17 protein-coding genes and 1 tRNA gene are annotated in these 25,716 nt (G+C 45.7%); 5 read left to right on the top strand and 13 right to left on the bottom strand.

From position 1 onward, the window contains the following. The first annotated feature begins 567 nt into the window (after positions 1-567). Both B5X68_RS24375 and B5X68_RS24370 read left to right on the top strand, forming a co-directional pair. Positions 568-3,609, top strand: coding sequence for a SusC/RagA family TonB-linked outer membrane protein (locus B5X68_RS24375; protein WP_212568037.1), 3,042 nt, complete (start codon positions 568-570; stop codon positions 3,607-3,609). Positions 3,610-3,628: 19 nt separating this feature from the next. After that, a complete protein-coding gene (locus B5X68_RS24370) occupies positions 3,629-5,311 on the top strand; it encodes a RagB/SusD family nutrient uptake outer membrane protein (protein ID WP_082217431.1) in 1,683 nt (560 codons plus the stop codon). Between the two features lie 12 nt (positions 5,312-5,323). Here B5X68_RS24370 and B5X68_RS24365 read toward each other — a convergent pair whose 3' ends face one another. From B5X68_RS24365 to B5X68_RS24330, 8 genes are all read right to left on the bottom strand, one after another. After that, entirely contained in the window at positions 5,324-6,232 is a 909-nt protein-coding gene (locus tag B5X68_RS24365) for an alpha/beta hydrolase (RefSeq protein WP_082217371.1), read from the bottom strand. 1 nt (position 6,233) lies between these two features. Beyond that, the gene (locus B5X68_RS24360) at positions 6,234-10,157 is read right to left on the bottom strand and encodes a PVC-type heme-binding CxxCH protein (RefSeq protein ID WP_082217370.1); all 3,924 of its coding nucleotides are present in this window, start codon (positions 10,155-10,157) and stop codon (positions 6,234-6,236) included. A gap of 33 nt (positions 10,158-10,190) precedes the next feature. After that, positions 10,191-11,804, bottom strand: coding sequence for a RagB/SusD family nutrient uptake outer membrane protein (locus B5X68_RS24355; protein ID WP_082217369.1), 1,614 nt, complete (start codon positions 11,802-11,804; stop codon positions 10,191-10,193). Positions 11,805-11,823: 19 nt separating this feature from the next. Further along, entirely contained in the window at positions 11,824-15,210 is a 3,387-nt protein-coding gene (locus B5X68_RS24350; RefSeq protein ID WP_082217368.1) for a TonB-dependent receptor, read from the bottom strand. A gap of 209 nt (positions 15,211-15,419) precedes the next feature. Continuing rightward, a complete protein-coding gene (locus B5X68_RS24345) occupies positions 15,420-16,541 on the bottom strand; it encodes a FecR family protein (RefSeq protein WP_082217367.1) in 1,122 nt (373 codons plus the stop codon). A 61-nt stretch (positions 16,542-16,602) separates the two neighbouring features. Beyond that, positions 16,603-17,235 carry an RNA polymerase sigma factor gene (locus tag B5X68_RS24340; protein ID WP_082217366.1) on the bottom strand — a complete coding sequence of 211 codons (633 nt, stop codon included), beginning with the start codon at positions 17,233-17,235 and terminating at the stop codon, positions 16,603-16,605. A 120-nt stretch (positions 17,236-17,355) separates the two neighbouring features. Next, a complete protein-coding gene (locus B5X68_RS24335) occupies positions 17,356-17,937 on the bottom strand; it encodes a hypothetical protein (protein ID WP_082217365.1) in 582 nt (193 codons plus the stop codon). A 14-nt stretch (positions 17,938-17,951) separates the two neighbouring features. Then, on the bottom strand, positions 17,952-18,734 hold the full coding sequence (locus B5X68_RS24330; RefSeq protein ID WP_082217364.1) for an outer membrane beta-barrel protein: 783 nt from the start codon (positions 18,732-18,734) through the stop codon (positions 17,952-17,954). Positions 18,735-18,895: 161 nt separating this feature from the next. On the opposite strand from B5X68_RS24330, the gene ubiE reads away from it, so the two are divergent. The 3 genes from ubiE to B5X68_RS24315 all read left to right on the top strand — a co-directional run bounded on the left by ubiE (position 18,896) and on the right by B5X68_RS24315 (position 20,480). Next, positions 18,896-19,618 carry a bifunctional demethylmenaquinone methyltransferase/2-methoxy-6-polyprenyl-1,4-benzoquinol methylase UbiE gene (ubiE, locus tag B5X68_RS24325; RefSeq protein WP_082217363.1) on the top strand — a complete coding sequence of 241 codons (723 nt, stop codon included), beginning with the start codon at positions 18,896-18,898 and terminating at the stop codon, positions 19,616-19,618. Further along, positions 19,567-20,295, top strand: a complete 729-nt coding sequence (gene porT, locus B5X68_RS24320; RefSeq protein ID WP_310588656.1) for a type IX secretion/gliding motility protein PorT/SprT — start codon at positions 19,567-19,569, stop codon at positions 20,293-20,295. Before ubiE ends, porT begins: the two co-directional genes overlap by 52 nt. 110 nt (positions 20,296-20,405) lie before the next feature. Beyond that, positions 20,406-20,480 (top strand) — tRNA-Val (locus B5X68_RS24315). A gap of 123 nt (positions 20,481-20,603) precedes the next feature. Here the strand turns inward: B5X68_RS24315 and B5X68_RS29290 are convergent. The 5 genes from B5X68_RS29290 to B5X68_RS24295 form a co-directional block, all read right to left on the bottom strand. Then, positions 20,604-21,113 carry a T9SS type A sorting domain-containing protein gene (locus B5X68_RS29290; protein WP_229208551.1) on the bottom strand — a complete coding sequence of 170 codons (510 nt, stop codon included), beginning with the start codon at positions 21,111-21,113 and terminating at the stop codon, positions 20,604-20,606. A gap of 54 nt (positions 21,114-21,167) precedes the next feature. Continuing rightward, complete coding sequence (locus B5X68_RS29285) at positions 21,168-23,696, bottom strand: esterase/lipase family protein (RefSeq protein WP_229208550.1); 2,529 nt, start codon at positions 23,694-23,696, stop codon at positions 21,168-21,170. Positions 23,697-23,725: 29 nt separating this feature from the next. After that, the gene (locus B5X68_RS24305) at positions 23,726-24,169 is read right to left on the bottom strand and encodes a carboxypeptidase-like regulatory domain-containing protein (RefSeq protein WP_141110402.1); all 444 of its coding nucleotides are present in this window, start codon (positions 24,167-24,169) and stop codon (positions 23,726-23,728) included. 6 nt (positions 24,170-24,175) lie between these two features. Continuing rightward, entirely contained in the window at positions 24,176-24,634 is a 459-nt protein-coding gene (locus tag B5X68_RS24300; RefSeq protein WP_141110401.1) for a hypothetical protein, read from the bottom strand. 118 nt (positions 24,635-24,752) lie between these two features. Beyond that, a complete protein-coding gene (locus B5X68_RS24295; RefSeq protein WP_082217360.1) occupies positions 24,753-25,685 on the bottom strand; it encodes a sugar phosphate isomerase/epimerase family protein in 933 nt (310 codons plus the stop codon). Positions 25,686-25,716: the final 31 nt, after the last annotated feature.

The following is a 25,716-nucleotide window of genomic DNA, read 5'->3' as shown; positions in this document are numbered from 1 at the left end:
TTAGTCAGGGTAGTGGCTTTTCGCAGTGCCATTCCCTTTTCAAGATAATCGTCAGATATCCCCGCTGATTTCACGGCGTTAAGCTTTTATTTACCCCGTCCGATGAGCTTGCTCCCGGAATAGTGGTTATTCTTGCGTTGCTCAGCGGTGCTGTATTTGCCTATGCCGGTGAATTCATACAAAAGCATTTTATAAAATAAATACAATTTACTCCTAGACACATAATTTCCTTCTGCATTAAAAACACATTAAAAAATACTGAATTGTCCAACAAAAAAACGGATCAATTCTATTTTGGCTACGTTCCCGACATCGTTTGCATAAAAATATTTGCCTAAAACCTTTGGCATTTCTAGCTAATCGCTAACCTTCCTGCTGTCAAGTGGTGCGGATGAGAAAGTTATAATCAATAATTTCTAAGATTATTAATATTCTCCCAAGCCCAAAATTCATTCAATCTTTCTAATTGGAAACCCGGTCTTCATCGTCCGTTTCGACCGGAAATGCGGCTGTTTTTGAATGTGATTTTTGCATTAATAAATAGAATAATATAAACTGTTATGATGTATGTTTAGAAAACTACAAAGTGCGTCGGCCCTGGGGTTGATGCTCGTGTATGGAATCTTACCGGTTGGTAATCAGAAGGTTTATGCTGGAAATCATCTGCATTTCACCGCGAGTTTGGTCGTGTCTGCGAATGGAGAAAACGGGCTGAGTTCTGTTGCGGATATTACGGGAAAAGTTACGGGAGATAATGGCGAAGAGCTGCCCGGAGTAAGCATTTTATTGAAAGGAACCACAACAGGCGCAACTACGGATGCAAATGGTTTGTATAAACTGACCATTCCGGCGGGAAACGCGACGCTGGTGTTTTCTTATGTGGGTTATATCAGCCAGGAAATTGAGGTCAATAACCGCTCTGTGATTGACGTGAAGCTGCTGGCGGATACCAAGGCGTTGGAAGAAATCGTGGTTGTGGGTTATGGAACGATGAAAAAAAGCGATGTGACCGGGGCCATCACGTCGGTGAAAGCCAAGGATATCACGGCGATTCCGACCACCAATGCGCTGAGGTCATTGCAAGGAAAAGTTTCGGGGATCGACATTACCCAAAGCTCGGGGCAGCCGGGAGCGGACATTAACATTGTTTTGCGTGGAAACAGATCGTTAAGAGCTGATAATAAGCCGCTTGTGTTGGTGGACGGAATCCCCTACGGCTCTTTTATCGACATTAATCCGACGGACATTGCCTCGATAGAAGTGCTGAAAGATGTTGCGTCAACGGCGATTTACGGAACGCGTGGGGCGAACGGTGTGATCATCATTACCACGAAAAAAGGCTCTGCCGGCAAATCGACACTTTCGTTCAATTCTTACGTGTCGATGAACAAGAAGGCGCTGTATCCGCGCATGATGAACGGTGAGGAATATGCGCAGCAAAAACGCGAGGCTTACCGGACCACGAATGGTGACGTTTACCGGAAAGATGAGGATATTTTTCAGGTTACAGAATTGCAATACATTAAGGATAAGCAGTTTGAAGACTGGCAAAGCTATATTTTCCACAATGGCTTGATGCAGAATTACGAGATCAACCTGACCGGCGGAAGCGAAAAAACGACTTTCTCGACCTCATTTGGTTATCAAAAGGACAAAGGCCTGCTGCTTAATGATGTCTATCGCAGGCTAAACGGGAAAATCGGCGTGGACCATAAGCTCAATGATCGTTTCCGGGTTGGATTAAGCGCGATTTATTCTTACAAAAACCAGGATAAACGCGATAATCCGCTGAATATGGCCAACAAAATCCTTCCGATCGCGAAGGCGTTCAATGATGACGGAACATTGATCCTTAATCCGGCACCCGGTTATAGCGCACAATTCACGCCTTTGGCGGACGAGCAGCCAGGCGTTTTTGTGAACAATATTGTGGACAAACGCCTGTTTTCATCAGCATATCTGGATGTAAAAATTACGAATGAGCTCTTTTTGAAATCAACGATCGGTCTGGATTTCAGGGATTTCCGCCGCGGTTATTACAAAGGTTACAACACGGTCGCGAATGCCGGACGTAATTCCAATTCCGGTGTGGAGATCAATAATTACTTCAATTACACTTGGGAAAACACATTGAATTACAACAAAAGCATTGGTAATCACCAGATCCAGGGGCTTTTGGGGACGAGTTCTTTGGGGACAAAATTCGAGGAATACACGTCATCGGGTAACAACCAGGCTTCACCGATCACATCTTTTCATGACCTGAATTCCAACACCATTTCCAAAGCAATCGGCAGCCGGTTGCGGGAAACTACCATTGCTTCGTTTTTTGGAAGGATTAATTACAAGTTAAGCAACAAATACATTTTCCAGGCATCCTTGCGGGCTGATGGATCTTCTGTTTTGGCCGCAGGAAACAAATGGGGCTATTTCCCTTCCGTTTCAGGAGCCTGGCGCGTGATCGAAGAGCCGTTTTTGCAGGATAGCAAAGTTTTTAATGACCTGAAATTGCGCGTCAGCTGGGGCAGGTCGGGTAACTCTACCATTGATCCTTATGCTACAAAAGGCGGTTTGGGACTGTCTGCGTATGCTTTCGGAACCAGCGCTGCCTATGGTTACTGGCCAAGCGTAATCCCGAATCCTGCGTTGACCTGGGAAACAACTGGCACATGGAATGCAGGTTTAGATTTTGGTTTGATGGGAAACAGAATTTCAGGAACGATCGATGTTTACCGATCAAGAACGAGAGATTTGTTATTGCCAAGCTTGCTGCCGACGCATACAGGTTACAGCGAAATCCTGGAAAACATCGGTCAAGTTGAAAATAAAGGGGTTGAGCTCGCCATTACGACCCAAAATATTAGCGGAAAAGCATTCAACTGGTCTACTGACTGGACATTCACTTTGAACCGCGAAAAAATCCTCGCATTGAACAATGGCGTAACGCGCAACGAGGCCAACAGCTGGTTTGTCGGCGAGCCAACGAAAGTGTTTTTTGATTATAAAAAGATCGGGATCTGGCAGTTAGGCGAAGAAGAAGCTGCTTTGGATTTTGGAAAAAATAAACCAGGCGATGTGAAAGTAGCAGATATGAACGGAAACGGCGTGGTCGATCCGGGCGATCGTACGACTTTTTCGAGTGTTCCAAAGTTCTCGTTCGGGGTTAACAATCATTTTGAATACAAAAACTTCGACCTGAGCGTGTTTGTCTACGGCCGCATCGGACATTATATCAACTACGAATACAATGCGGGCGCCTACAAGCCAAGCGCGCTTGAAAACTCGTCCAATGTGGATTACTGGACGCCGGAAAATCCAACCAATGCTTTTCCAAGGCCAAACAGCTCATACTCAACGACAAACTATTTGTATCAATCCACATTAGGTTATGTCAAAGGGTCATTTGTGAAAATCAGGGACGTTTCGTTGGGCTACAACATTCCTTCGCCTTTGACCAAAAAGATCGGTGTGGGCCGGGTGCGGGTTTACGGAACGCTGCAAAACTATTTCACATTCAGCAAGATCAAGGATTACGATCCGGAACGCGGCGGAGATCTGAGTTTCCCGCTTGTGAAGCAGATGATCTTTGGTGTAAACATTGATTTTTAATTCAAAAACAGACATTCCAATGAAAATCAAAATATCGGCCTTACTCGTGGCATTTTCACTCGCCGGACTCACATCCTGCGAAGATTATCTTTCCGAAACCAATAAAAGCGGCTTAACCCAAGACCCGTTTTTCCAAACAGAACTGGGGATCACAGCAGCTGTAAATGCTTCTTATTCAGGAACAAGACTTTGGTATGGCAAAGAATTTCCATCCGCATTTGCTGAAACCGGAACCGACCTTTTCCTTCGCGGCGGTGATAATAAAGCCAACCAGATCTCGGATTACACAGTCGATTTGAATGGTGCGCAAACGAACTTGAAGGATTACTGGGCACATTTATACAAAGCTCTAAATACTTGTAACACAGCATTAAAGTTGCTTCCCGCGCCTATTTTGTCGGAAGCGATGAACAAGCAATATGAAGGCGAAGTGCGGTTTTTGAGGGCACATTACTTGTGGCTGATCACCGAAACCTGGGGCGATGTGGTGCTGCAAACGGAGCCAACCGCCGGTGCGGTAACTACTGCCAAAAGATCGAGCGTGGAAGATTTTTACAAAGTGATTTTTGCTGATCTGGACATTGCCATTGCCAATCTGGCTCCGGCAAAATCCACAAATGGCCGCATTACACAGGACGTTGCAAAAGCTTTCAAAGCAAGAATGGCCTTAACCCGCGCCAGCTCTACCAACAATGCAGAAATGTACGCAACTGCAGCAACATTGGCTAAGGAAGTGATCGCATCGGGCCGCTATGCATTGTTTTCTGATTTTAAATCGCTTTGGGACATGAAAAATTCCGAAGGCGGCGCAAACTCGGAAGTGGTCTATTACGTGAATTATACCAACGACGACACCATGAACGGCGATTACGATCCTGCGGCAGGAAAGGGGAATAACAGCCATTTGCATTATATTATGGTCTACGACAAACAGCCCGGGATGGAGCGTTCGGTTGCCTATGGTCGTCCTTACCAGCGTTATGTGCCCACATTGCATTTATTGGATTTGTTTGATGAAAAGGTGGATCAGCGTTATGCTGGCACTTTTCAAACGGTTTGGCTTGCTAATATGGCCAATTTGAAGGCCGGAACGGTGAATGGCTATCCCAAAATGGCTTTTGGAGACACATCCATGGTTTTCATGAAAACGGTTGCTACGCCTGCACAAATCGCAAATGCTGCGGGCCGCTACAAAATCTTCGACCGCAACACGATGTATAAGGAAGACGGATCGCTTTTGCTCCGTTCCCAATTTATCCAAATGAGCAAATTAATGGACCCCACGCGCCTCACCGCCAACCAGGAATGGAGCTCGCGCGATGGCTTCGTGATCCGGATCGCTGAATTGTACCTGATCGCGGCGGAAGCGTTAATGAAAACCAATCCTGCGGAAGCGCTTACTTATATCAACGATCTGCGTAAAAAACGCGCGATCCCAGGTAAGGAAGCCAGCATGACAATCACTGCGAAAGATCTGAACATTGATTTCATCCTGGACGAACGCGCCCGCGAACTGGCAGGCGAACTGTTTCGCTGGTACGACCTGAAACGAACGGGAAAACTGGTGAGTTACGTCCAGAAATACAATATGGATGCGAAAGCAAACATTAAAGAAACGCACAATGTCCGTCCCATCCCGCAAGTCCAGCTGGATGCAATTACGAACAAGGATGAGTTTAAGCAGAATCCAGGTTATAATTGATCGGGCTTTTGGCTATTTTAATGTCTTCATCCATTCTATAACTCTTCCGAACCATTCTTCAAAAGCGGGATAGGTCAAAAATCCATGCTCGCCTTTGGAATAAATGTGCAATGCGGCTGGAATTCCATTTTTATTCAATGCTTTGTAAAATTCAATGCTGTTCGAAACCGGAACGACCACATCTGCGCCGGAATGGACGAGGAATGCGGGCGGTGTGGCTTTGGTAACTTGCAGTTCATTGGAGAACAAACGAATCTTTTCAGCACCTGCATTTTTGCTCAATAAATTATCCCGCGAGCCGATATGCCCCGTGCTATCATTAAAACTGACAACGGGATTCACCAAAATTATGAAATCCGGGCGAAGGCTGGTTTTTCCTGCTTCATCAAGGTAACGTGTTTCGAAATGGGTTCCGGCGGTGGAAGCGAGGTGGCCGCCTGCTGAAAATCCCATGATGCCTATTTTCGTGGGATCGATTCCAAATTCTTTTGCGCGTTCTCTGACGATCTTTATAGCTTGCTGCGCATCCTGGATCGGTCCGATGGATTGATCTTTCATGATCTTAGGATCTGGTAATCTGTATTTTACGACGAATGCGGCTATGCCTAGTTTGTTGAATGATCTTGCCACATCGCTGCCTTCGCGTTTGGTTAGTAATGTGCCGTAACCGCCTCCGGGACAGATGATAACCGCCGTCCCGGTTGCTTTTTCTTTGGTTGGCAAAAATATGGTCAGGCCTGGAATGGAGACTTTCGATGTGAGGGAATCCACGGATGCATTGGCTGCTTGGATTTCCTGGTCCGGCCCCGAAATTGAGTTCGGGACCGTTCCGTGATAGAGGTTTATATAGGTTTGCGCAATGCTTTCGATGCTGATCAGCAGAATTCCGGCAGCGAACAAAGTCCGTTCTAGTATTGACATGTTAAGGCACTTTTGAATCCGTAACGGTCAAAATTCCCTGCATAACCCGCCAATGTCCTGGGAATGAGCATATAAAAGGATATTCGCCAGGTTGAGTAGGCGCTTTGAATTCCAGCCGAAAGCTTTTCCCCGAGTTAACCAGTGGCGTTGCAAACAGCACATCCGGCGTCGATGGGACAAAATTCTTTTCAAAACCATCTTTCAAACTTGCCATCGCATCTGCCGCTTCGCCCACTTTTTCGGTCGTTCCGGGCTTGACGATCACCACATTATGCGGCATCAGGTCGGGGTTTTCAAAGACTAATGTTACTGCTCTTCCGGCGGGAACGGTTAATGCTTTTCTATCAAAAGCCATTTTCGCTTCAATGGCCACAAGTTTAATTTCAATGGTTCCCATATTTTCCAGCATTGAAAGCACAGACTTCCTGTCTTTTTCCGGCACGCCATTCACCATATTTTTCATAATTGTAATGGCTGCGGCGAATGCTGGCGAATTTTGAATGGACTCAGGCGTGCTGTTTAATGATGCTACCAAATCTTTTGTGCTCTGCGTTTTAGTTTCGCTTTCCAGGGTCATTTTCATTAATAACGGATAGCCAACTGCAGGCACATTAGGAGCAAGATCTTTTACTTTTTTGTAAAATGAAGCCTTCAAATCAGCATCAGTCAACATTGAAATTCCACTCAAATATGCCGCTGGATTTTCCTGAATGGCTTTTTGCAAAGATTGGTCCGACTGCCCGGCAGTGATGACAGCCGCAAAACCAGTCGCCTGCATCACCTGGCTGGTATCCACGCTAATCAGTTTTGTCAATTCAGCCTGATTTTGTTTCAGTTCCGAAGGCTCAGAAGCTAACAAAAGTTTGATAAGTTCCTGTTGGGTAGGAATTTGCTGGGCGCCCTTCCTACTTTTTTCTTCTTCACGAATGGCATTCAAAAGCACATTAACCTTACCCGTTCTCTGGTTTTTTGCCAGGCTGGCTAATGCTTCCTGTTTCTTTGCAACATTAATATCCGGCCGGGTCAGCGTGGCGGTTAGCACATCAGGAGTTTGTGGTAATGTGGCCAGTTCCTGTGCATTAGCCAGTTTTAAAAGATAATGATTGGCTTGTTTTTGATTTGGTCCAAAACTTTTGCCTTGTTTCATCCCCGCCAGCCAAATCGGTTTTAAAAACCTAAAAGTCTCATGCACAGCATAATCCATATAATAATCGGTAGGATATTTAAAAATATCCGTGGCTGCAATGACCGCATCTTCTGAATTGAAAAAGCTCAATGCAACAACCGCCTCAATCCTCACCCGCGCCGATTCGTCATTCACTCGGGCGCGCATCAGTTCGAGCGAGCCGGGAATGCGGTCGTGCCAGTAAAGAAGCAATTTTGTGGCTGCGGCGCGTGCCTGCGGCTCTTTTGCATTGAGTAATGTTTTTAAAATGTTAGGTTCAACCACATTAAAATCCTGATAAAGCCACAATCCTTCGAGCAGGTTATGCTCGTATTGCGGATCGTTTTTGTCCAGTGCAGTCACCCATTTTTTCAGTTCCGGCAGGACTTCCGCTGCTTTCTTTTCGCGGATCTGTGCCCGCGAACGATAGCGGAAACGGTCTTCATGCACTTTCAGATTATTAAGTAATTCTGGAATGCTCTGTTTTGAAACGTCGGTTACTTTCAGCGCCGGTTTGCCTTTGTAAGTGATCCGCCAAACCCTTCCGTGCGATTTATCACGTGCGGGATCGCGCGGTGGATTTTCTCCGTGTGAGATCAGCGGATTGTACCAATCCACAATGTATAAACCACCATCCGGGCCAAATTCAATGTCGATAGGACGAAAATTTGGATCCTGAGATTGTAGGATGGCCTCGACTTCTTTACTGCCAATTCCCGAGCCGCGCGGAATGATCCGGTGTTGCTTGGTGCCCTGAAAACCAATGTTGTTATTGACCAAAAAATCACCTTGAACCTCATCCGGAAACTGTCTGCTGGAAACAATTTCGATGCCCGCCGTTGGCCTTACACGCGTTTCCGTGAACATTTCAATGCGTGGATGCTTGTCGGGATAAGTGACATTGCCGGTCATGGGCGGGGCAAAATAATTGGAACCATCGGACGCGTCCCCGATCAAATGCATTCCCCATTTATCAAAAATACTGCCCCAGGGATTGTAATAAGGATAGGAAATGTAATGCGTGAGTTTTGCGGTTCTTGGCTCGTAACGATACGTTGCGCCCGCATAGGAGCGGATGGGCCCATAAGGCGTTTCCACCTGTGAATTCAGGAATGTGCCTTCATTGAAATACAATGCGCCGTCCTGCCCGAATGTGAATGCGTGCGTGGCATGATGGCTGTCTTCGGAGCCAAAACCAGTTAGCACCACTTCGCGATGATCGGCTTTGTCGTCGCCATTAGTGTCCTTCATAAACACGATATCCGGCTCCTGGGATACATAAACGCCGCCATCGCCGAATTCAAAACCCAATGGCAGATACAAGTCGTCAGCAAAAACGGTGTGCTTATCGGCCTTTCCATCGGCATCTGTGTCTTCCAGGATCACAATTTTATCATGAACCGGAATGCCGGGGAAATATTGCGGATAGGTTGGCATGGTCGCAACCCAAAGCCTGCCGCGTGCATCGAAGTTCATGGCCACCGGTTTTTCAATCGGAAAGTCTTTTTCTGAGGCAAAAAGGTTGATCTCGTAGCCTTCCGGCAGCTTGAATTTGTCGGTTGTGGCGGGCCACATTTTCTCGTGATGTGCATGCGCGGCTGCTTTCGCGGCTTCGCCTTGCCGTCCTGTCATCGGAATGTCGGGCATTAACATGGGATCAACCGGTTTTCCACGCCTGTCCACAATTTCAACGGCTTTTTGATAAGCTTCCGCGCCATTGCTTTTGCCCATTTCCCAGATCACGGAATCCAGCGACGCCGTCATTTGATTAATTTTTCTTAGCTCCGGGGGAAATGCGATCACGCCAAACGGCTCTCTTCTGCGGCCATAAATGTACTCGCCATTCACAGCCCGCCAGCGGTAGAAAAAATGATCGTCCTTCATCTTGATCACCGCGAAAAGTTTTTTGCTGTTTTCGGTGTTCAGATCGGGCATTTTTCCAAAACCCAGGGATTGGCCCATCCATTCTGCAGCCAGTTTATAACCATTGCCGGTGAGGTGAATGCCGTTGATCGTTAATTTTTCCTGGCCTTTTTGTTTCATCTTAGCCAGTGAAGGCGTAAAAAGATCGATGAAATAAATCGCTTTTGCAGCCGCCGCTTTCTGCATGGCTTTGGAATACAGATCCAGATTTTTGTTGTGCTCTGCCGGATTTGGAAAATTGACACCTAACTCTTCATGCGCAATCGGGGAAACGAGCACCAGTGAAGGCGCTGAACGACCATTGTATTGATTCTTTTGCAGATTTTGAATAAAAGTGTTGAGGTCTTTTTCAAATTGCGGCAGGCCGGCAGGACCTTTAAATGCTTCATTCATGCCAAAACACAGGAAGATCATGTCCGCTTTCTGATCGTAAAGGTCCTGGTTCAAACCTTCGAAATTGAGCGCAACGGGCATAATGATGCGCTCGCCTTCGTGCGTAAAACCTTGAAATTTCACTTCCTTCTGGCCTTCGGTCAGTCTTTTTGTTTTTTCTCCAAAACCTGGAAAATTGAGCGGTCGGGGCTGTAAACCCACTTCATCCGCGCTCCATCCCATGTTGCGCATGGTTAGCTGCTTACCGGGGAAGTTTTTTTGAAGTAAGGTTTCGAAATAGCCATAATGACGCATCCGGTCCGCAAATGTGTTGCCGAGCAGGATGATATGGTCGCCATTTTTGGGTGCAAAACCGGGATTAGGCGCTTGCGCATCAGCCGGTTTTACCAATATGACTGACAAAAAAAAGATGGCCAGAAGGATATGCTGAAATTTGGACTTCATAGGAAATGAGCTAAGTCGGTAAATGGCAGGTTGTTACCAGCCGGTGTTTTGTTTCAGGTTAGGATTTTTCTCGATCTCGCGCTGCGGAATGGGCATGAAATACATTTTTTCCTGGAAAACATAAGGCACACCGTCTACCGGTTTTGCTTTGTAAGTGTAGGTGCCGTTCGCGTTTTTGGTAATGTACATTGCATTGAACTGCTTACCATTCAGCACTTGCGCGGCAATTTTCCAGCGTCTCAAGTCCCAGTAGCGCTTGCCTTCAAAAGCCAACTCAATAAAGCGCTCGTGGCGGATTTTTTCACGCATTTGCACTTTGGAAAGTCCTGCCGGAAGCTGGTAAGGAACCAATCCTGCACGCTGGCGAACGGCTTCAATGGCGGCATATACTGACGCATCAGGCGCGGTTAATGCTTCGTTTTTGGCCTCGGCATAATTCAAAAGCACCTCGGCGTAACGCAGCTCGATCCAGTTCTGGTCGCTGCCTGCTGCTCCGTAGTAATCTTTGTTGCTCTCGTTCATGCCTTTTCTGATCAGATAGCCCGTAATAGTCGCATAGGGAAGGTTTATGCCGTCGATGGGCGCGCCTTCGTACATGTAAATGGTTGAACCAAAAAACGTTGCACCATTGTGAAGCACCGTCGCGTCGAATCTTGGGTCGCGATTTTTGTAAGGATCGGCCGGGTTGTATCCTGAGCCCGTTTCATTAATAGCTTTCCCGTTTTTCATTTCAAATGCATCCACAAATTCCTGCACGGGACTGCGGTTCACAGCATCCTGTTTGGACTGCGAATCGGGCTGGCCCCACGAATCCCAGCCGTGCTCGCGGAATGGTTTCTGAAACTGCACACTGAAAATTTCTTCCTCATTGTTTTTGTCGAGCATGATGTTGCGGAAGTTGGGGTGCAGCTTATAATTACCGGCATCCATCACTTCTTTATTTACCAGTGCAGCTTTTTGCCAGCGTGCCACGTCGCCCGCAGGATTGTATAGTGTGCTTGCCCAATAGGTCAGCACGCGGCCCAAAAAGGCTTTTGCAGAATGCTTATTGGCTTTTCCTACATCCACGGCGCGGCTTCCGTGCGTTTCCGGCAGCAATGTAATGGCCTCTTCCAGATCTTTGATCACAAAATCAAAGCTTTCATCGGTGGATTGCCGGGCAACGAAAAGATCGTCGTCAAGTCCTTGTGGCTCAGTAATGATGGGCACGCCGCCGTAACGTTTGATCATATTGAAATAGAGCATCGCCCGCAGGAATTTTACCTGTCCTTTGAAATTTGTTTTTTGATCTTCCTCAATGTCGGCTTCATCAATTTTATCCAAAAACATATTCGTTTTCCGCACAGGCCCGTAAGCCCAGTATTCCATAGGGTTATTGTCGGGAAACCATTGACCCTGAACCACATTCCTCGGCCCGCCGCCCCAATAGCAGCGCGATTCGTCGGTAATGTTGTCGTACAGATTGCGTTCAAACGAAGGCACATCCAGGTACATATTGTTTACAAAAAGCTGGATCAGCGCAGGATCCGCGAAGATATTTTCCTCGGGAATAGAGTCTGTGGCCTGGCGTTCGAGGAATTCTTCGTTGCAGGCGGTGGTCATAAGGATCATTACAACCAGCAGTGTTTTGGCAAATATTTTTGTCATGACAGTAAACAGTAACTGATTAAAAAGTAAGGTTCAGGCCGAGGTTCAGCGTGCGCTGCTGCGGATAGTAAGTGCCCGTGGTGTTCTCGATTTCAGGATCGAACATTTTCATCTTTGACCACACAAAAAGATTGGCTCCCGAAAAGTAAACCCGCACATTACGCACGCCGATCTTCTTGATCAGCTCGGAAGGCAATGTGTAACCAAAGTCGATCGACCTTAACCGGATATAACTCGCGTTGCGCAGATAAAGGCTGGAAGTCAGCGAGTTATTTGGGTGAGGGCCTTCCCAGGGCCTTGGATACAATGCGTTTGGATTTTCGGGAGACCAGTGATCCAGCAAATCCACATAAGTGTTGCGTGATCCGCCTTGAAAAAAGTCCCTGGCGGCGCCGTAAAGCACTTGGCGAACCCGTCCGGCAGCCTGGAAAAGCACATTCAGATCAAAACCTTTGAGTGAACCTCCAAATGATAATCCGCCGATCACTTTCGGGACATTGTTGTCCATGGAAATGATAGTCAGGTCATTAGCGTCTACTTTTCCATCGCCGTTAATATCTGCATATTTCACATCACCTGCTTTTTGGCCTCCGTTAAACTGGGGTAAATAGGTAGCCACTTCTTCGTCTGTCTGGAAAAAGCCCAGTGCTTTATAACCTGTAATGAAACCCAGCGGGCGGCCTGTTTGCAGCAGATAATCAGGCGTGTTAGCCGGTTCGTCGAGGGTGATCACCTTGCTTTGCGAGAAGCTGCCATTGAGTTTTACAAAATATTTCAAAGCTTGAAAACTGTTCTGGTGGCTCAGCATGAACTCGATGCCTTTGTTGTCCACTTTGGCGTAATTTTCTGCTGGCAACTGTGCGCCCAATGTGCCCGGAATGGAGCGGATACGTGTGCGCAGAATGTTGGAAGTTCTTTTGTAAAACAGGTCTATTTCAAATTGCAACTTTCCTTTCCATAACGAACCTTCCAGCCCCACATCCGAAACCGAAGCCGTTTCCCAGGTCACGTCCGGGTTAGGCAAAATGCCCGGAGCAATGGTAGAAAGGCCTTCTGTGCCCGACACAATGGTTCCCGACGGATTGTAAACCTGCGAATACTGGAATGTGGGGTTTCTCAAAAGATAGCCCGTGTACACATTACGGTCGTTACCAACGACACCATAAGAAGCACGGAGTTTCAGATTATCAAGGAAGGAAAGGGCCGCGCTGTTTTTGAGAAATGGTTCTTCAATAATCCGCCAGCCTGCCGACACCGCGGGGAAAAAACCGTATTTTTTGGAAGCCGGAAAAGCCACAGAACCGTCCCTTCTGAATGATGCCTCAAACAAGTAACGCTGCTGAAAACTGTAATTCACCCGCGCAATAGCGCCGCGGCGACCGTCTGTGAAGGAACCGCCATTGGCATCTTTCTGACTTTCACCACCATAGAAAAATTCATCCAGTCCCTGCGCTGGAAAATTGGTCCGAAAACCGTAGAAATTATTGCCTTTCGCATCGAGCTGCTCAAACAGGAGCAGGCCGCCAAATTCGTGCGGGCCAAAGCTGCGTGAGTAGTTCAGCGAGGCGTTCAATGTGGTTGTATTGTATTCGCTGAATGACTGCGTTAATGCTGTTTTGCCATTCCAGCCGCCATAGGGATATATTTCCAGCGTATTGCCGTCGGCATCCTGGCGGTTCATGAAAATAGGCACATTATAATGCTTGTTATTGGCGTATTCCCGGCCGAAAGAAGCGCGTCCCAAAACGGACAAACCTTTGATAAACGGCAATTCATGTTTTACCGTCAATGTGGCTTGCAGAATGTTGTTCCGCATGCGGTTATAGCCGGTTTTTATCTCTTCAACGGGATGTTGCTCGCGGGTGTAAAAAATCGTCCCGTCGGGATTATAGGCTTTATCAAGCGGGTAGGCGGCTACAATGTCGTCGAAAATGGATTCCGGGGCGTAGGCACTTTGGTTCGTGTTTCTGGCGCTGGCATCAATGTCGGCTGATATGGTCAGGTTTTTGTTGATTTTCGCATCCACATTGGTCCTGATGGAATACCGCTGGAAGTTAATGCGGTCGTACATGCCGTCCTGATCCAGGTAACCGAGCGAAAGAAAATAGCGAATGGCATCGGAGCCGCCGCTCACACTCAGGTTTTGCTGCGTTTGAAATGATTGTTTTTTCAAAGTGTTGCCATACCAGTCATATTCGGGAAGCACGCCGTTGCGAATGTCTTCCAGTTGCTGATCCGAATATTGAATGGGTTTGCCGAGATTTTGCACGGCCTTATTTTTGGTAATTGCATATTCATAGGCGCTCAGCACTTTTGGGTATTGCGTCGGCTGCTGAAAGCCTGCGAAACCATTGTAATTGAATGTTGGCTTGCCCGTTGCACCGCGTTTTGTAGTAACCAAAATAACACCATTGGCCGCTCTTGAACCATAAACGGCTGTCGCGGAGGCGTCTTTTAATATCGAAATGCTTTCTACCTCATTGGGATCGATCTGGTCAAAAGTCCGGATAATGCCGTCCACAACGATCAATGCGCTGTTATCGCCGAATGTGCTGGCGCCGCGGATGGAGATGGACGATCCTGCCCCTGGCTTCCCGTTTCCATTCACGGCGATCAGGCCCGGAAGCCTTCCTACTAGCGAATTGGTAATGTTGGTTGCCGGTGTTTTCAAAAGTTCTTCACCTTCCACGGAGGCCACCGAGCCGGTCAAATTGACCTTCTTCTGCGTTCCGTAACCGACTACGACCACTTCCTGCAATGCTTTCAGATCATCTTTCATAACAATGTCCATCGTGCTCTGGCTGCCCACCGGAATTTCCTGGCTCAGGTAACCCACAAAAGAGAAAATGATCGTATGCTCGCCGTCGGGAATGCTTACGTCGAAATTTCCCTCCGTATCGCTTAGCGAACCGCGTTGCGTTCCCTTTACCACAATGCTTACGCCGGGCAATGGTGCGCCTTTTTCATCTTTTACTGAACCTCTAATGTTCCTGTCCACCGGTTTTTGCTCTTCGACTGGCTGGGGATTTAATGGTTTCATATCAGACATAATGCTGAGCACCAGCTGATTGCCAGAGACTTCGTAACCAATGTTCAGCGGCTTGAAAAGCGACTCGAGAACCATATTCAGCGGCTCATTACGAATGTGTAAGGTCACTTTATTCTCAACTGGGATCACCTGCGGACTGTACATGAACCGCACGGACGCCTGACGGCTGATTTGCCGCAACGCAACGCTTATTTTCTGATCATCCAGATCCAGTGAAATCCGACGGTTCAGTAACTCCTGGGCCCGGCTGTCATTGGCAGCAACCAATGTTGTGCAGAGGACTGACAGGATCAGCTGATAGATTGACATGCGCATGATTTTGAATAAAATCCTGATCGGTTTCGTACTAATTTTCATAGATTTGTATGTATGCTTTTTTGGAAAAATGAGATACAAAACTCCCCTGTTCCGGTTTTAGCGAACCGGATTATTAATGGGAATTAAGAAGGGGGAAAAGACAGGCCGGGGATGTTACAGCATCTTCGGCTTGTTTATTTTTACATCAGGGCGGATGGCTGGATTGGCGCATGAATGTTTATTTTAAGGGTTAGGAATGTATTTCAATGTCATTTACACGAACTTCCGTGTATCACAATCTGTCCGTCGATCACCTCATAGCGTGCTTGAATGGCTTTGCATATCATACCGAGTTTTTCAAATAATGGCTCCTGGCCTAGCTCTGCGGTTAGCTGACAGCCAGCCATTAAATCGGCATCGTAAATGATCTGGACTTCGTATCGTTTTTGGAGTGATTCAAAAACCTTTGCAACCGGAGCATCTTCAAAAACCAGGTTCTGGCTTGTAATGTCGGCCGGGCCCACCTGCGCAGGATTTTCAATGAGCGAACGCTTCATTTTCTGTTCATTACGATGATATACAACCTGCTGGTTGGGCAACAGCACGAGCTCATTCTTCTCCGGTTCCTGCGTTTTGCTTTGCGGTGCATTGGCAGCAACGGTCACTCGGCCCGTTTTGACCACAACGCGCACATCTTTATCCTGATCAAAAGCTTTTACAGTAAAACTGGTGCCCAAAACCGTAGTTACTACATCGCTGGTGTAGACTTTAAACGGACTTTCCGGATTTTTAGTAACATCGAAAAATGCCTCGCCATTCAGCAAAACTTCGCGCTCATTTTTCACAAAAGCGGCCGGATAACTCAGCTTGCTTTCGGGCGAAAGTTTTACAGAACTGCCATCAGGCAATGCAATGTATTTTGTAATGGATTCATTATTAGTTACCTCAATCCACTTTTCGTTTTTCTCATCCTTTAATGATTCCTGGCTGATTTGCGATTGGCTCGTGTTGGTGGGAGAATTTGTATAAAAATAAAACAGGACAACGAGGCACGTTAAGACGCCTAATGCCAGCGAAAAGCGGCTGAGCCAGTTCGGAGCGACGCCATCATTGGCTGATTCGGCATATTCCATTTCTTCGGTGGCAGATTTCCTTGCGGCAGATAAGCGTTGCAATTCATGTTGCAGCTCATCTTCGCTCAGATAGTGTTGCGCGTGATGGATTTCCGAGATTAATTCTTTTGCCGTGATTACGATGCTGGCACGATCGGGGTTATTGCGGACCCAGTTTTCCCAAAAAGCATTGTCGGCGGGCTTTTGATGCAACACCCACCTGCAGAACGCCTCGTCGGCCAGGAAATCTTTAATATCGTATCGTGCGTAATCCTGCATTTTCCGTGTTCATTGGACTGTATACATTGAAATAGTACGGTCCTGGAAACGGATACCCTTTTTATGATAAAAATTTTAGAAAAAATACTAAAATAATTTGCGGTATGACATTCGAGAAGGAGGGAAGGTCGTTTTTGAGCTGGGCAATGGCCCTGTAAATGAAGTTGGAAACGGTTTGTCGCTCGATTTCCATCACTTTGGCGATCTCGTCGTTGGACAAACCTTCGTAAAATTTGAGGAAAATCACTTCCTGCTGGCGCTTAGGAAGCCGGTTGATCGCATTCCGGATCTCACGCTCTTTTTGCGACATGGATTCGGAGCTGATCAGCATGGTTTCAATCGTGAGATTATCGGTGAAACCTTCGCAGCTGACAGCAATGTCCGCCGAATCGTCGAGGCGAGTGTTCACTTTCAATTTCCGCAAAAGATTATTCCGCAATGCGCAAATGAGGTAAACCGTGACGTAGGAAGTGTCGGTAAGGCGGGTCCTGCGATACCATAATTCCAAAAACAGGTCCTGGATGCAGTCTTTGATCAGCTCCGTGTCTTTGGTAAATTTTGTAGCATAGTTAAATAAAAGCCGGTAACGACGCTCCGCAAGTTCATCAAATGCCTGCTCGTCATGTTGCCGAAAACGGTTCCACAGCTCGCCCAAATGCGGCTCATCCTCGGGAACGGGTGTAGGCTTCCTCATATGAGCACTGTTGAAAATATGATATTTTTACTTTCAATATTCTAATTAATGGCTCATAAAGGTGTCCTGTACCGTCCTGCTTTTTTTATTTACCCAAAACCCTTTTCAATAGCAATCCATTCAATTGCCGAAAATCCTAAGATCCGTTATCTCTGCCCGATGCGTGTCCAGAAATGCGCAAAATGACTTGATCTGACGCATTTGGGAGGAAAAGTCCATAGAATGGTCGTACTCTTCCTGGTAAACGTCCTTAAAATCTGTGATCACATATTTTAAACTCCGGACTCCCTTGCCCCGCAATGCAGGCAGATAAAAATTTTGGTGACTTACTGCATAACATCCTGGCTGATAATTGCTTGTGGTTTTAATATCAACAGCAACCATTTTTCCCAGCACATCCACATAGCCGTAAAGCAGCACGTCTTCCAACTGATATTCACAATAAACCTGCGTTTTGAGCATGGGCCGGGGCAGGAGGGCACGCACGCGGGAAATGATCTCGGGATCGAATTCCTCTTCGTCGATGCCTTTGATCACAGCCTCTTCAAAAGAAACGCCTTTTCGTTGTGCTTCCGTTTGCGGGACCGGCAGGCGGTTCACGCTGTTAAGGAGCTCTGTTTCGCTGATATAGCCCTTTTCAAAGCGGTCAAAACGATTGAGCAATGTGGGGTAAAGCTTGTATTTAACAGTGTTTGAGAACATGTTTTAAAGTTCTGCTAATGATTTAGATGGAAACGATAGGCCAATGTTACGGCAATAAAACTGAATTTATCATTAGGCGTATCGCTGTATGACTCACTTTCTTCGGGATTGATAAGCCGCATGCCGGAAGTTGCATCGAGCTTGTCCGTTCTCACAAAATAGAAGCGATAATCAAGGCCGATCTTCCAATGTTTTAACAATTTGTAGTCGAGAGAAGTGCCTAATGGCAATATTCCCTCCCGCGTTTTTTTGATTTTGGCTAAACTTTTTGGCCGCCCCCAGCGCAGGAAATGTGGGTTGCGTGCGCTTAATGGGCTATTTGTAAAACGAAGCAACTGGTTATTGTCCAGATCATAGGCATGCGCATTGAAATGAATGATCCCTAAGCCTCCATAAATACTGAAACTTGCCTTACCGGGTTCAAATTGGTTAAATTGTTCTGTCAGGTTCCATTTTGCTGTTAGTTCCGCACTGTTATAAACATTCACAAACCACGAATTAAAAAATGCGGATTTCTGGCCACCGAGTTTTCCTGAATGATAATCCAGATGCAAGGAAACATTCTTATTGAAAGCCCGCCCGATGCTCACACCCGAAACGCCGCGCATATCCTGCTCATTCAGTTCTCCAAAAAATTGTGTTATGCCGGTCTTAATGCTCAGTGTAAAAGGCAGATAGTCGTTTCTGTCATAAACTTTTTTCTGACTGATGCCATTCGTTGATGCCACGCGACGCGTTTGTGCATTCACGACAGAAACGGCGACGAGAAGGAGTGTTCCAAGTAAATATTGACGCATGATTGACAACCGATTAACTGTTAGTCCTAAGTGGATTCTCCGTTTAGACGCAGGTTTTCGGTTTTGGTCATCATGGCATTTCAATTACATCATCCGTGTGATCAGAATAACAACATTTATCTGTTAGTTTTGTTTAATTGTTGTATTAACAATAAAGCAATATGAGTGTAATTCCATACAAAGATAAAGAAGGCAGCAAAAGGGAGCAGGTCGCTGAAATGTTTGATAATATTTCACCAAAATATGATTTGCTGAACCACCTGTTGAGCGCGGGCGTGGACATTTACTGGCGCAAACGGGCCATTAAGCTGCTCAAAAAGCAGGCGCCGAAAGTGATTCTGGATATTGCCACAGGCACGGGTGACTTTGCGATAGAAGCGCTTGCATTGAAGCCGGAGAAGATTATCGGCGTTGACATTTCGGAAGGAATGCTCGCCGTTGGCCGCGAAAAAATAGCAAAACTGGGCAAGCAGGACATCATTACATTGCAGAGCGGCGACTCTGAAAACTTGTCTTTCGAGAGCAATTATTTCGATGCAATCATCGTTTCGTTTGGAGTACGCAATTTTCAGAATTTGCTGGCGGGACTGAGCGAGATGAACCGCGTGATGAAGCCAAACGGAACTTGTGTGGTGGTAGAGTTTTCCAAGCCGCGCAGCTTCCCTTTTAAACAGTTTTATAATTTTTATTTCAAATATATATTGCCGTTGATCGGCAAAAGCGTTTCCAAAGACAGTTCGGCGTATACATATCTGCCCGAGTCTGTTCAGGCGTTTCCGGATGGAGAGGCTTTTCTTGAAATCTATAAAAAAGCAGGTTTTATCAATACCAAATGCATTACACTTACCTTCGGGATTTGTTCGATTTACATAGGGCAAAAATAATATTAGGCATTCTTGTGCTGCTGATGGCGGCCCAGGAAGTGAAATCACAGGGCATTGGTTACAGGCGTCGTCACCTGGAATTTTATGATGACAAGCCTATTCACTATGGTATTTTGTTTGGCGTGCCTTTCACGCGGTTTAATATCAAGCACAATAACGATTTCGTATCCAAAGACTCTGCATTTGTCATCCAATCCCCGACGAATGCGGCATTCCGCATGGGTTTCATCGTAAATGCGTTTCTCACCGATCACTTCGACATCCGCACGACGCCATCTGTCTCCCTTTACGATCGAAACGTCAAATACAGCTATCCCAACGGCACGGACAAGATTGAAAAACGTGAATCGACATGGATTGAGATTCCTGTATTATTGAAATACAAGTCTTTGCGACGCGTGAATTCCAGAATGTACATGATCGCAGGTCTGACGCTGGGTCTGGAGACCAATGTTAAAAGAAGCCGGGGCGGCGGGCAGCTGGATACAAAATCAAGTGATGTTTCATTGGATTACGGGATCGGCTACGAGCAATTTTTCGAGTTTTTCAAGTTTGCTCCTGAACTGCGTTTTTCTCACGGGCTGACGAACGTTTTTCAGCCGTCTAAGAATTCGGCCGGAAAAGGAATCAGTAAACTGACTACCCACACCGTAACATTGTATTTAAATTTTGAATAAAATGTGCCTTGATCTTCAAGGAATTGCAATTTTTTTAAATTTTTTTATCAAAAAAGTTGCAGAGAAGATTTTAGTCCTACATATTTGCACTCCCAAACGACGGGGAAAAAGGGAGTTTAGCTCAGTTGGTTCAGAGCATCTGCCTTACAAGCAGAGGGTCGGGGGTTCGAATCCCTCAACTCCCACGATTAAAAGAGGCGCTAATTTTTAGCGCCTCTTTTTGTTTTAGGGCGCTATGGTTGCAAGCAGAGGATCGGGGACGGTTCGCCGCGCGATGGTCGGCCGCTGCCGGCGCGGCATCTGCTTACTTATTTCTTCACGACCATTTGACTTGTTTCACTTCCATCGTTCAACAGGACGCGGACGATGTAATTCCCGGCTGGAAGTTTTTCAATATTGACGTGTTTGGCTGCATCGTCTTCTTCAAATACTTTTTTCCCGGAAAGATCAAAAATGGCAATGTTTATAACGTTAGCGCCGTCGGGCAGTTGCAATAACCCGTCGTTCCCGACTGGATTAGGAAATATTGCAAATTGTGAACCGTCAAATTGCAAGCTTTCGATCTTGCTGTAAGCAAATGTGCTGTCTGAATCAACCATTTTTAAGCGATAATAGGCAACTTTCAGCTCGACATTGGGATCATAGAATGCATATTCTTCCTGCTCACTACTCAACTTTTGTGCCCTAATTTGACCAATTGCATCCCAATCCTTGCCAGATGCACTTCGCTCGATGACGAACTTTTCGCTATTTACTTCACTAGAAGTGGACCAAGTCAATAGCACATTCTTGCCCTCAGCACGGGCCTCAAATTTCACTAAATGAACCGGAAGAGGATCACTCGGGTCACTTTCTGCGAAAAGCGCAGCAAATTAATCAAACATGCCGCTGACTTTGAGCTTACTTCTCGGGATGAATGTTCCGTTTTGGAGCGATGCATATAATATTTTAGTAACCGGGTAATAATGCGCGAACACAGCCAGCGAATCTACCGCGGTTGTCAGCAGGAAATCGCCTTCCCAAACGTCCCCAGCATCTGCAAACACCAGTTGATCTTCATCCGGCTTAGCGGGCACATTGTTACAATCATAAACCCAGATGGTCGCCGTAGCCGTCGAGCTCAAATCCCTGCGATTTGGGTAAGTTCGAACGCAAGTAACCTCATAATGATCCACCCGCTCGGCCTGGAAAGTAATTTTGTCTTCGTTTGTTGTTGTGAAGTATTGATTCGATGGTAAAACAGTCCAGTTATGCACGTATTGACCATTAGAAGCGTTTTTTAGTGACACATTTATGTTCGCTGTATTGTCCTCCGTGGTGCGTTTTTGGCTGAATGGATAGCAAGTATTGAATGGCACAATTGTTGGAATTGGCGGCACGGGTAGCGCAGGGCAGGCGGGGTTGCCGGTTAGCAGGCCTTCGGCGAAGCCCATTGGTACCCAAGGACCGAAGTCGAGAGCAATATGGGTTGTGTTGATGTTTTCTCCATAGATAGCCTCAAATGGCGTTTGAGCAATGTTGGGATTAATATTTAGCATTTCGCGTTGTACTTGCGTTGACCTTGGCCCTTGGTAATCTGTCGAACTAAAAGTGGGTACAAAGCAAAATTCAAACTCACTTGTCTTGTTAAAGAGCTTGTTAGGAACAGACATTTGAGTTCGCCCACCAGGAAGAAAATCATCATTTAGAGGACTATTATACTTTCGGTTGACTCCCAGTTTTTTTGAGAATATTCCCCAAGTACCGAATTTCAAAACACTTTTGTTTTGGCTCAAATCATTTGTGTACAGATCTATGTTCGAATTCTGTAGGCCAAATGGAGTCCAGCTAAGCAATAATCGGCTTCCATAATTGTAATCATCAAATAATGTTCTGTCACCCGCGTTCATGCTGCCATGTACCACCGCAATGTTACGGCAATTCGCAGGATAGCCGCCATTACCAAGATTGACTAGTTGCGTACGGAAATTATCGAAATCAGGATGCTTTGCTCCGACATTTGGATGGCCTGCGTAGTGAAGGAGTAGCTGTTTCGCTGCAGGGGTTCCCAGCGCTGAATAATAACTGCGCCACCCTTTGGCAAAAAACTTCAAAATAACATTTGTAAGCAAAGTGGGATGTGCGTCATACATTAATTGTATGAGCCCAACAGGCACATTTGCACCTTGATGTGGCGTATCGTAGCAGATCAATAATCGAACAAGGTGCGCCTGTCCCGCGTTCTCCATTTCTTTCAGCGCCCATCTTGCCACAAGTCCGCTCATACTTTCGCCGATAACAATAGACTCAATGTTCCCACTCTTTTGATTGTTAATAAGTTCAAGAGCGGCCTTAAGCACCTGCGCATTATCCTGAATGGCGGCCCGTCCATCATTGTAATCCAAAAGCACCAGGTCATATCCTTCCAGCAGAAATTGGTTGAGCGAAGTGCGATAACGAGCTTCCAATACATCCAGATTCACATCCTGACCCATATCGAACCCTTCCGCTACAAGAATGGGCTTGTCCAGGATTTCATCACAACCCTTGATGATCCGAATGGTGCCTCCAACAAATGCAGTTCTGGCAGTCGAATCTGCCTCGGAAGATTGTGTTGAAAATCGTTTTGCGGTGATATCGAACTCTTCGTAAGGATAGCGAACCATTTGTTTTACATTCACCTTTGTCTCAAAATGATATGTGTTATTGCCAGCCTGAAAGCGAATGTTGATCCGATGTTCACCAAGAGATTCAAATTCATGCAAAATCAGTTGATCCATAATAGGGAATGACGTGAAGCCCTTGCCATCGTTAAAATCGATTTCGAATGTTGTGACTTTTGCAGCGTGGTTATGAATATTGAGCTGCTTATTTAGGAAAAAGGACACTTTGGCCTGGTAGAGATCTTCTTGTAAAACCGCAGCAGAAACAATACGGACCGTTTCATATTTCGTAAAGTCAATGGCACGCCCTGCCTTCTTACTCGCTTCATTTTTGACAAGCTCTTCTTCCGAAAGGTAAATTCCTTCCAGGTTAATGATCCCAATCGGCACCACATTGCTTCGAGTAACTTTGTCAATGTTTGTTTCCACTAATCTTGTCAATTCTACTAATCGGCTATTTGCAGGTCTGAGATCCGTGTCGATGAGCCTGTCATATAAATTAAGCCATTCTTCCGCTGACAAGGGTTCGGCATTTGAATTGTCACTTTTACTCAAATTTTTGAAATGATTGATTTCATGCTTAGTGGTTACACCGCAATTCAGAAACAGTTTCTGATCCATACCGGACAGGTCAAGACTGTTAAGCTTTTGCTGTCGTAATCGCTCATAATCCTGTCCAAATGTTATTGAAAAGGCAAAAAGGAGGGTTGGAAGAAGACAATAGCGTCCTCTCCTCGCGAAAGCGGCAAGGTGTTGCATTTTAGTGTATGATTAAATTAAAGATTTGGTTACCTGCGAATCAATTGGAAATCATATTTTGTTTTTTTTCCAACAATGGCTTTGCAGCAATTATTTGTTCGATTATCATCTTTGTGAATAGTGTTAATTTTAAAAAGCTTAACATATTTTGGATTCTCATCTAGCCAAAACGGCATCCCAATATCTATCGAATGGTACTTTTTTGCTAAATCTAAAAGCAACTCATACTTCCCGTCTTCATCTGTATAGACTTGATGCAAGGTTTCATAGTAAGTCATAGATTTAGCACCCTGCATAATCACTAAAATGCTATCTATTGGCGCTCCGCTTTGATCCGTAATAGTTCCATAAACCGTCGTTGTCCGGTCTTGTTTAAGGAAGCAGCTATTAAGCTGAATGGTCACTAAAAAATGCGCAATTATATAAAGAGCGCGTTTTAATGAGATAGTTAAGCTTATTCGCATTTGTTTCATGGCGGGTTACTTTGGTATTAGTTGGAAGTCATATTTTGTTTTTTCACCTACTGGGGTAATGCAGCAGTTACTTGTTGCTATATCATTCTTAATGGATTTCTTGCCCTTATATTTGGTTTGAAATTTTGGGTTTTCCTTCGGATAAAATGGCACAGATATGTCAATCGTCCCGAACTTTTTTGGAACTTCAATTACCATCTCAAAATGCCCGTTTGAATCCGAATAAGTATGTTGCAATGCTTCGAAAGTGAGATAGCGCATACCCTGCGCAAGCACCATAATGCTATCAACCGGCTCACCATTCTGATCTGTAATAGTCCCATAAACAGTAGAAGTCCGGTCTTGTTTGAGGAAGCAGCCTGAAAGTAGAGTTGTCGCTAAAATAGCTGTGAAAGCGTAGCGCTTTATGCCCAGGAGGCTGGCGATTTTAAAAAGGAAAATTTTTCGCTTGTATAAATAGAACATAGGCGCTCGGTTAAATGAAAATACTTGTGAGGAAGTGTGATGAAGGTAGAAATAATTGCCTCTGTCAAGCTTCTTCATTTACCCTGCGGCCGAGATGAAAAATTGAATGGTCAAAATGTTACTTATAACTCTTCAACGCATCCTCATCGCCCAACTTCTCTAAAATCCCCTTCAAACCATCCATATTCAGCATTAACCCCACCTCTGCATCCGGAGCGGTATCTTCGTTGATAATGCCGATTGGGCCGTTGTAAGCGCTGTTTTTGACGATTTTAATCATGTCGAGCTCCGCATCGCCCTGGCCTATCGGGACTACTTTTGTCGGATTTCCTTTTTTAAGTCCGGAAAGATTAATGGCCAGCAAATGCGGGACCAGTTTTGGGAAAAACTGAGGGAAAGTTGCAATGTGCTCTTCTGCATGATGGAAATTGTAGACGATTCCGATGTTTGGTTTTTTCAGATAATCAATGATTTGCAGTTGGTTTTCTGGCTCTCCATACCAGCCGCCGTGGTTGTAAAGCCCTAATTTACAACCAATTTCAGCTGCTTTGTCTGCTATGTAAGCCACCGGTTTTGCCACTGTTTTGATCTTTTCTTCCTGAGTCATTTCATCCAGTCCTTTGATGCCGCTGACCATGCACCAGATTTCGGTTTTAACATGATGTTTCTTCAAAACCTCGATAATGGTGGCGAAATTCCTGTCATTCTCAGGATTGGCGCCCGAGTAATACCAAAAGGCTTGCAGCTTGATATTATGCTTTTTAAGCTGTTCAATTTCTTCTTCAAAAGTGGGAACATGCTTCTCGCGCCAGTCGTAGGCAAGCATGGTGATTCCTAGCTTATTCAGCATTTCGGCACGTTCTGCCGGCCCTCTCTCTTTGACGTCAAAAGGGACGATGCACCACGCAATGAGGTTTTCACGGCTAAAAATGCTTTTCTGGTTCTTCACTTTCTGAGCATAAGCAGAAAGCGAAAATAGCACGCAAACAAAGAGTATAGAGCTAAATTTTAAAGCCACCTTTAACGAACGATATTGGGTATACGTATTCATTTGAAATACATTTAATTGTTAAAGGTGGCCT

It is taken from the genome of Dyadobacter psychrophilus (assembly GCF_900167945.1).
Lineage (GTDB): Bacteria > Bacteroidota > Bacteroidia > Cytophagales > Spirosomataceae > Dyadobacter > Dyadobacter psychrophilus.
Note: the sequence above shows the minus strand (reverse complement) of the source record. Positions and strands in the feature narration are given on the sequence as shown.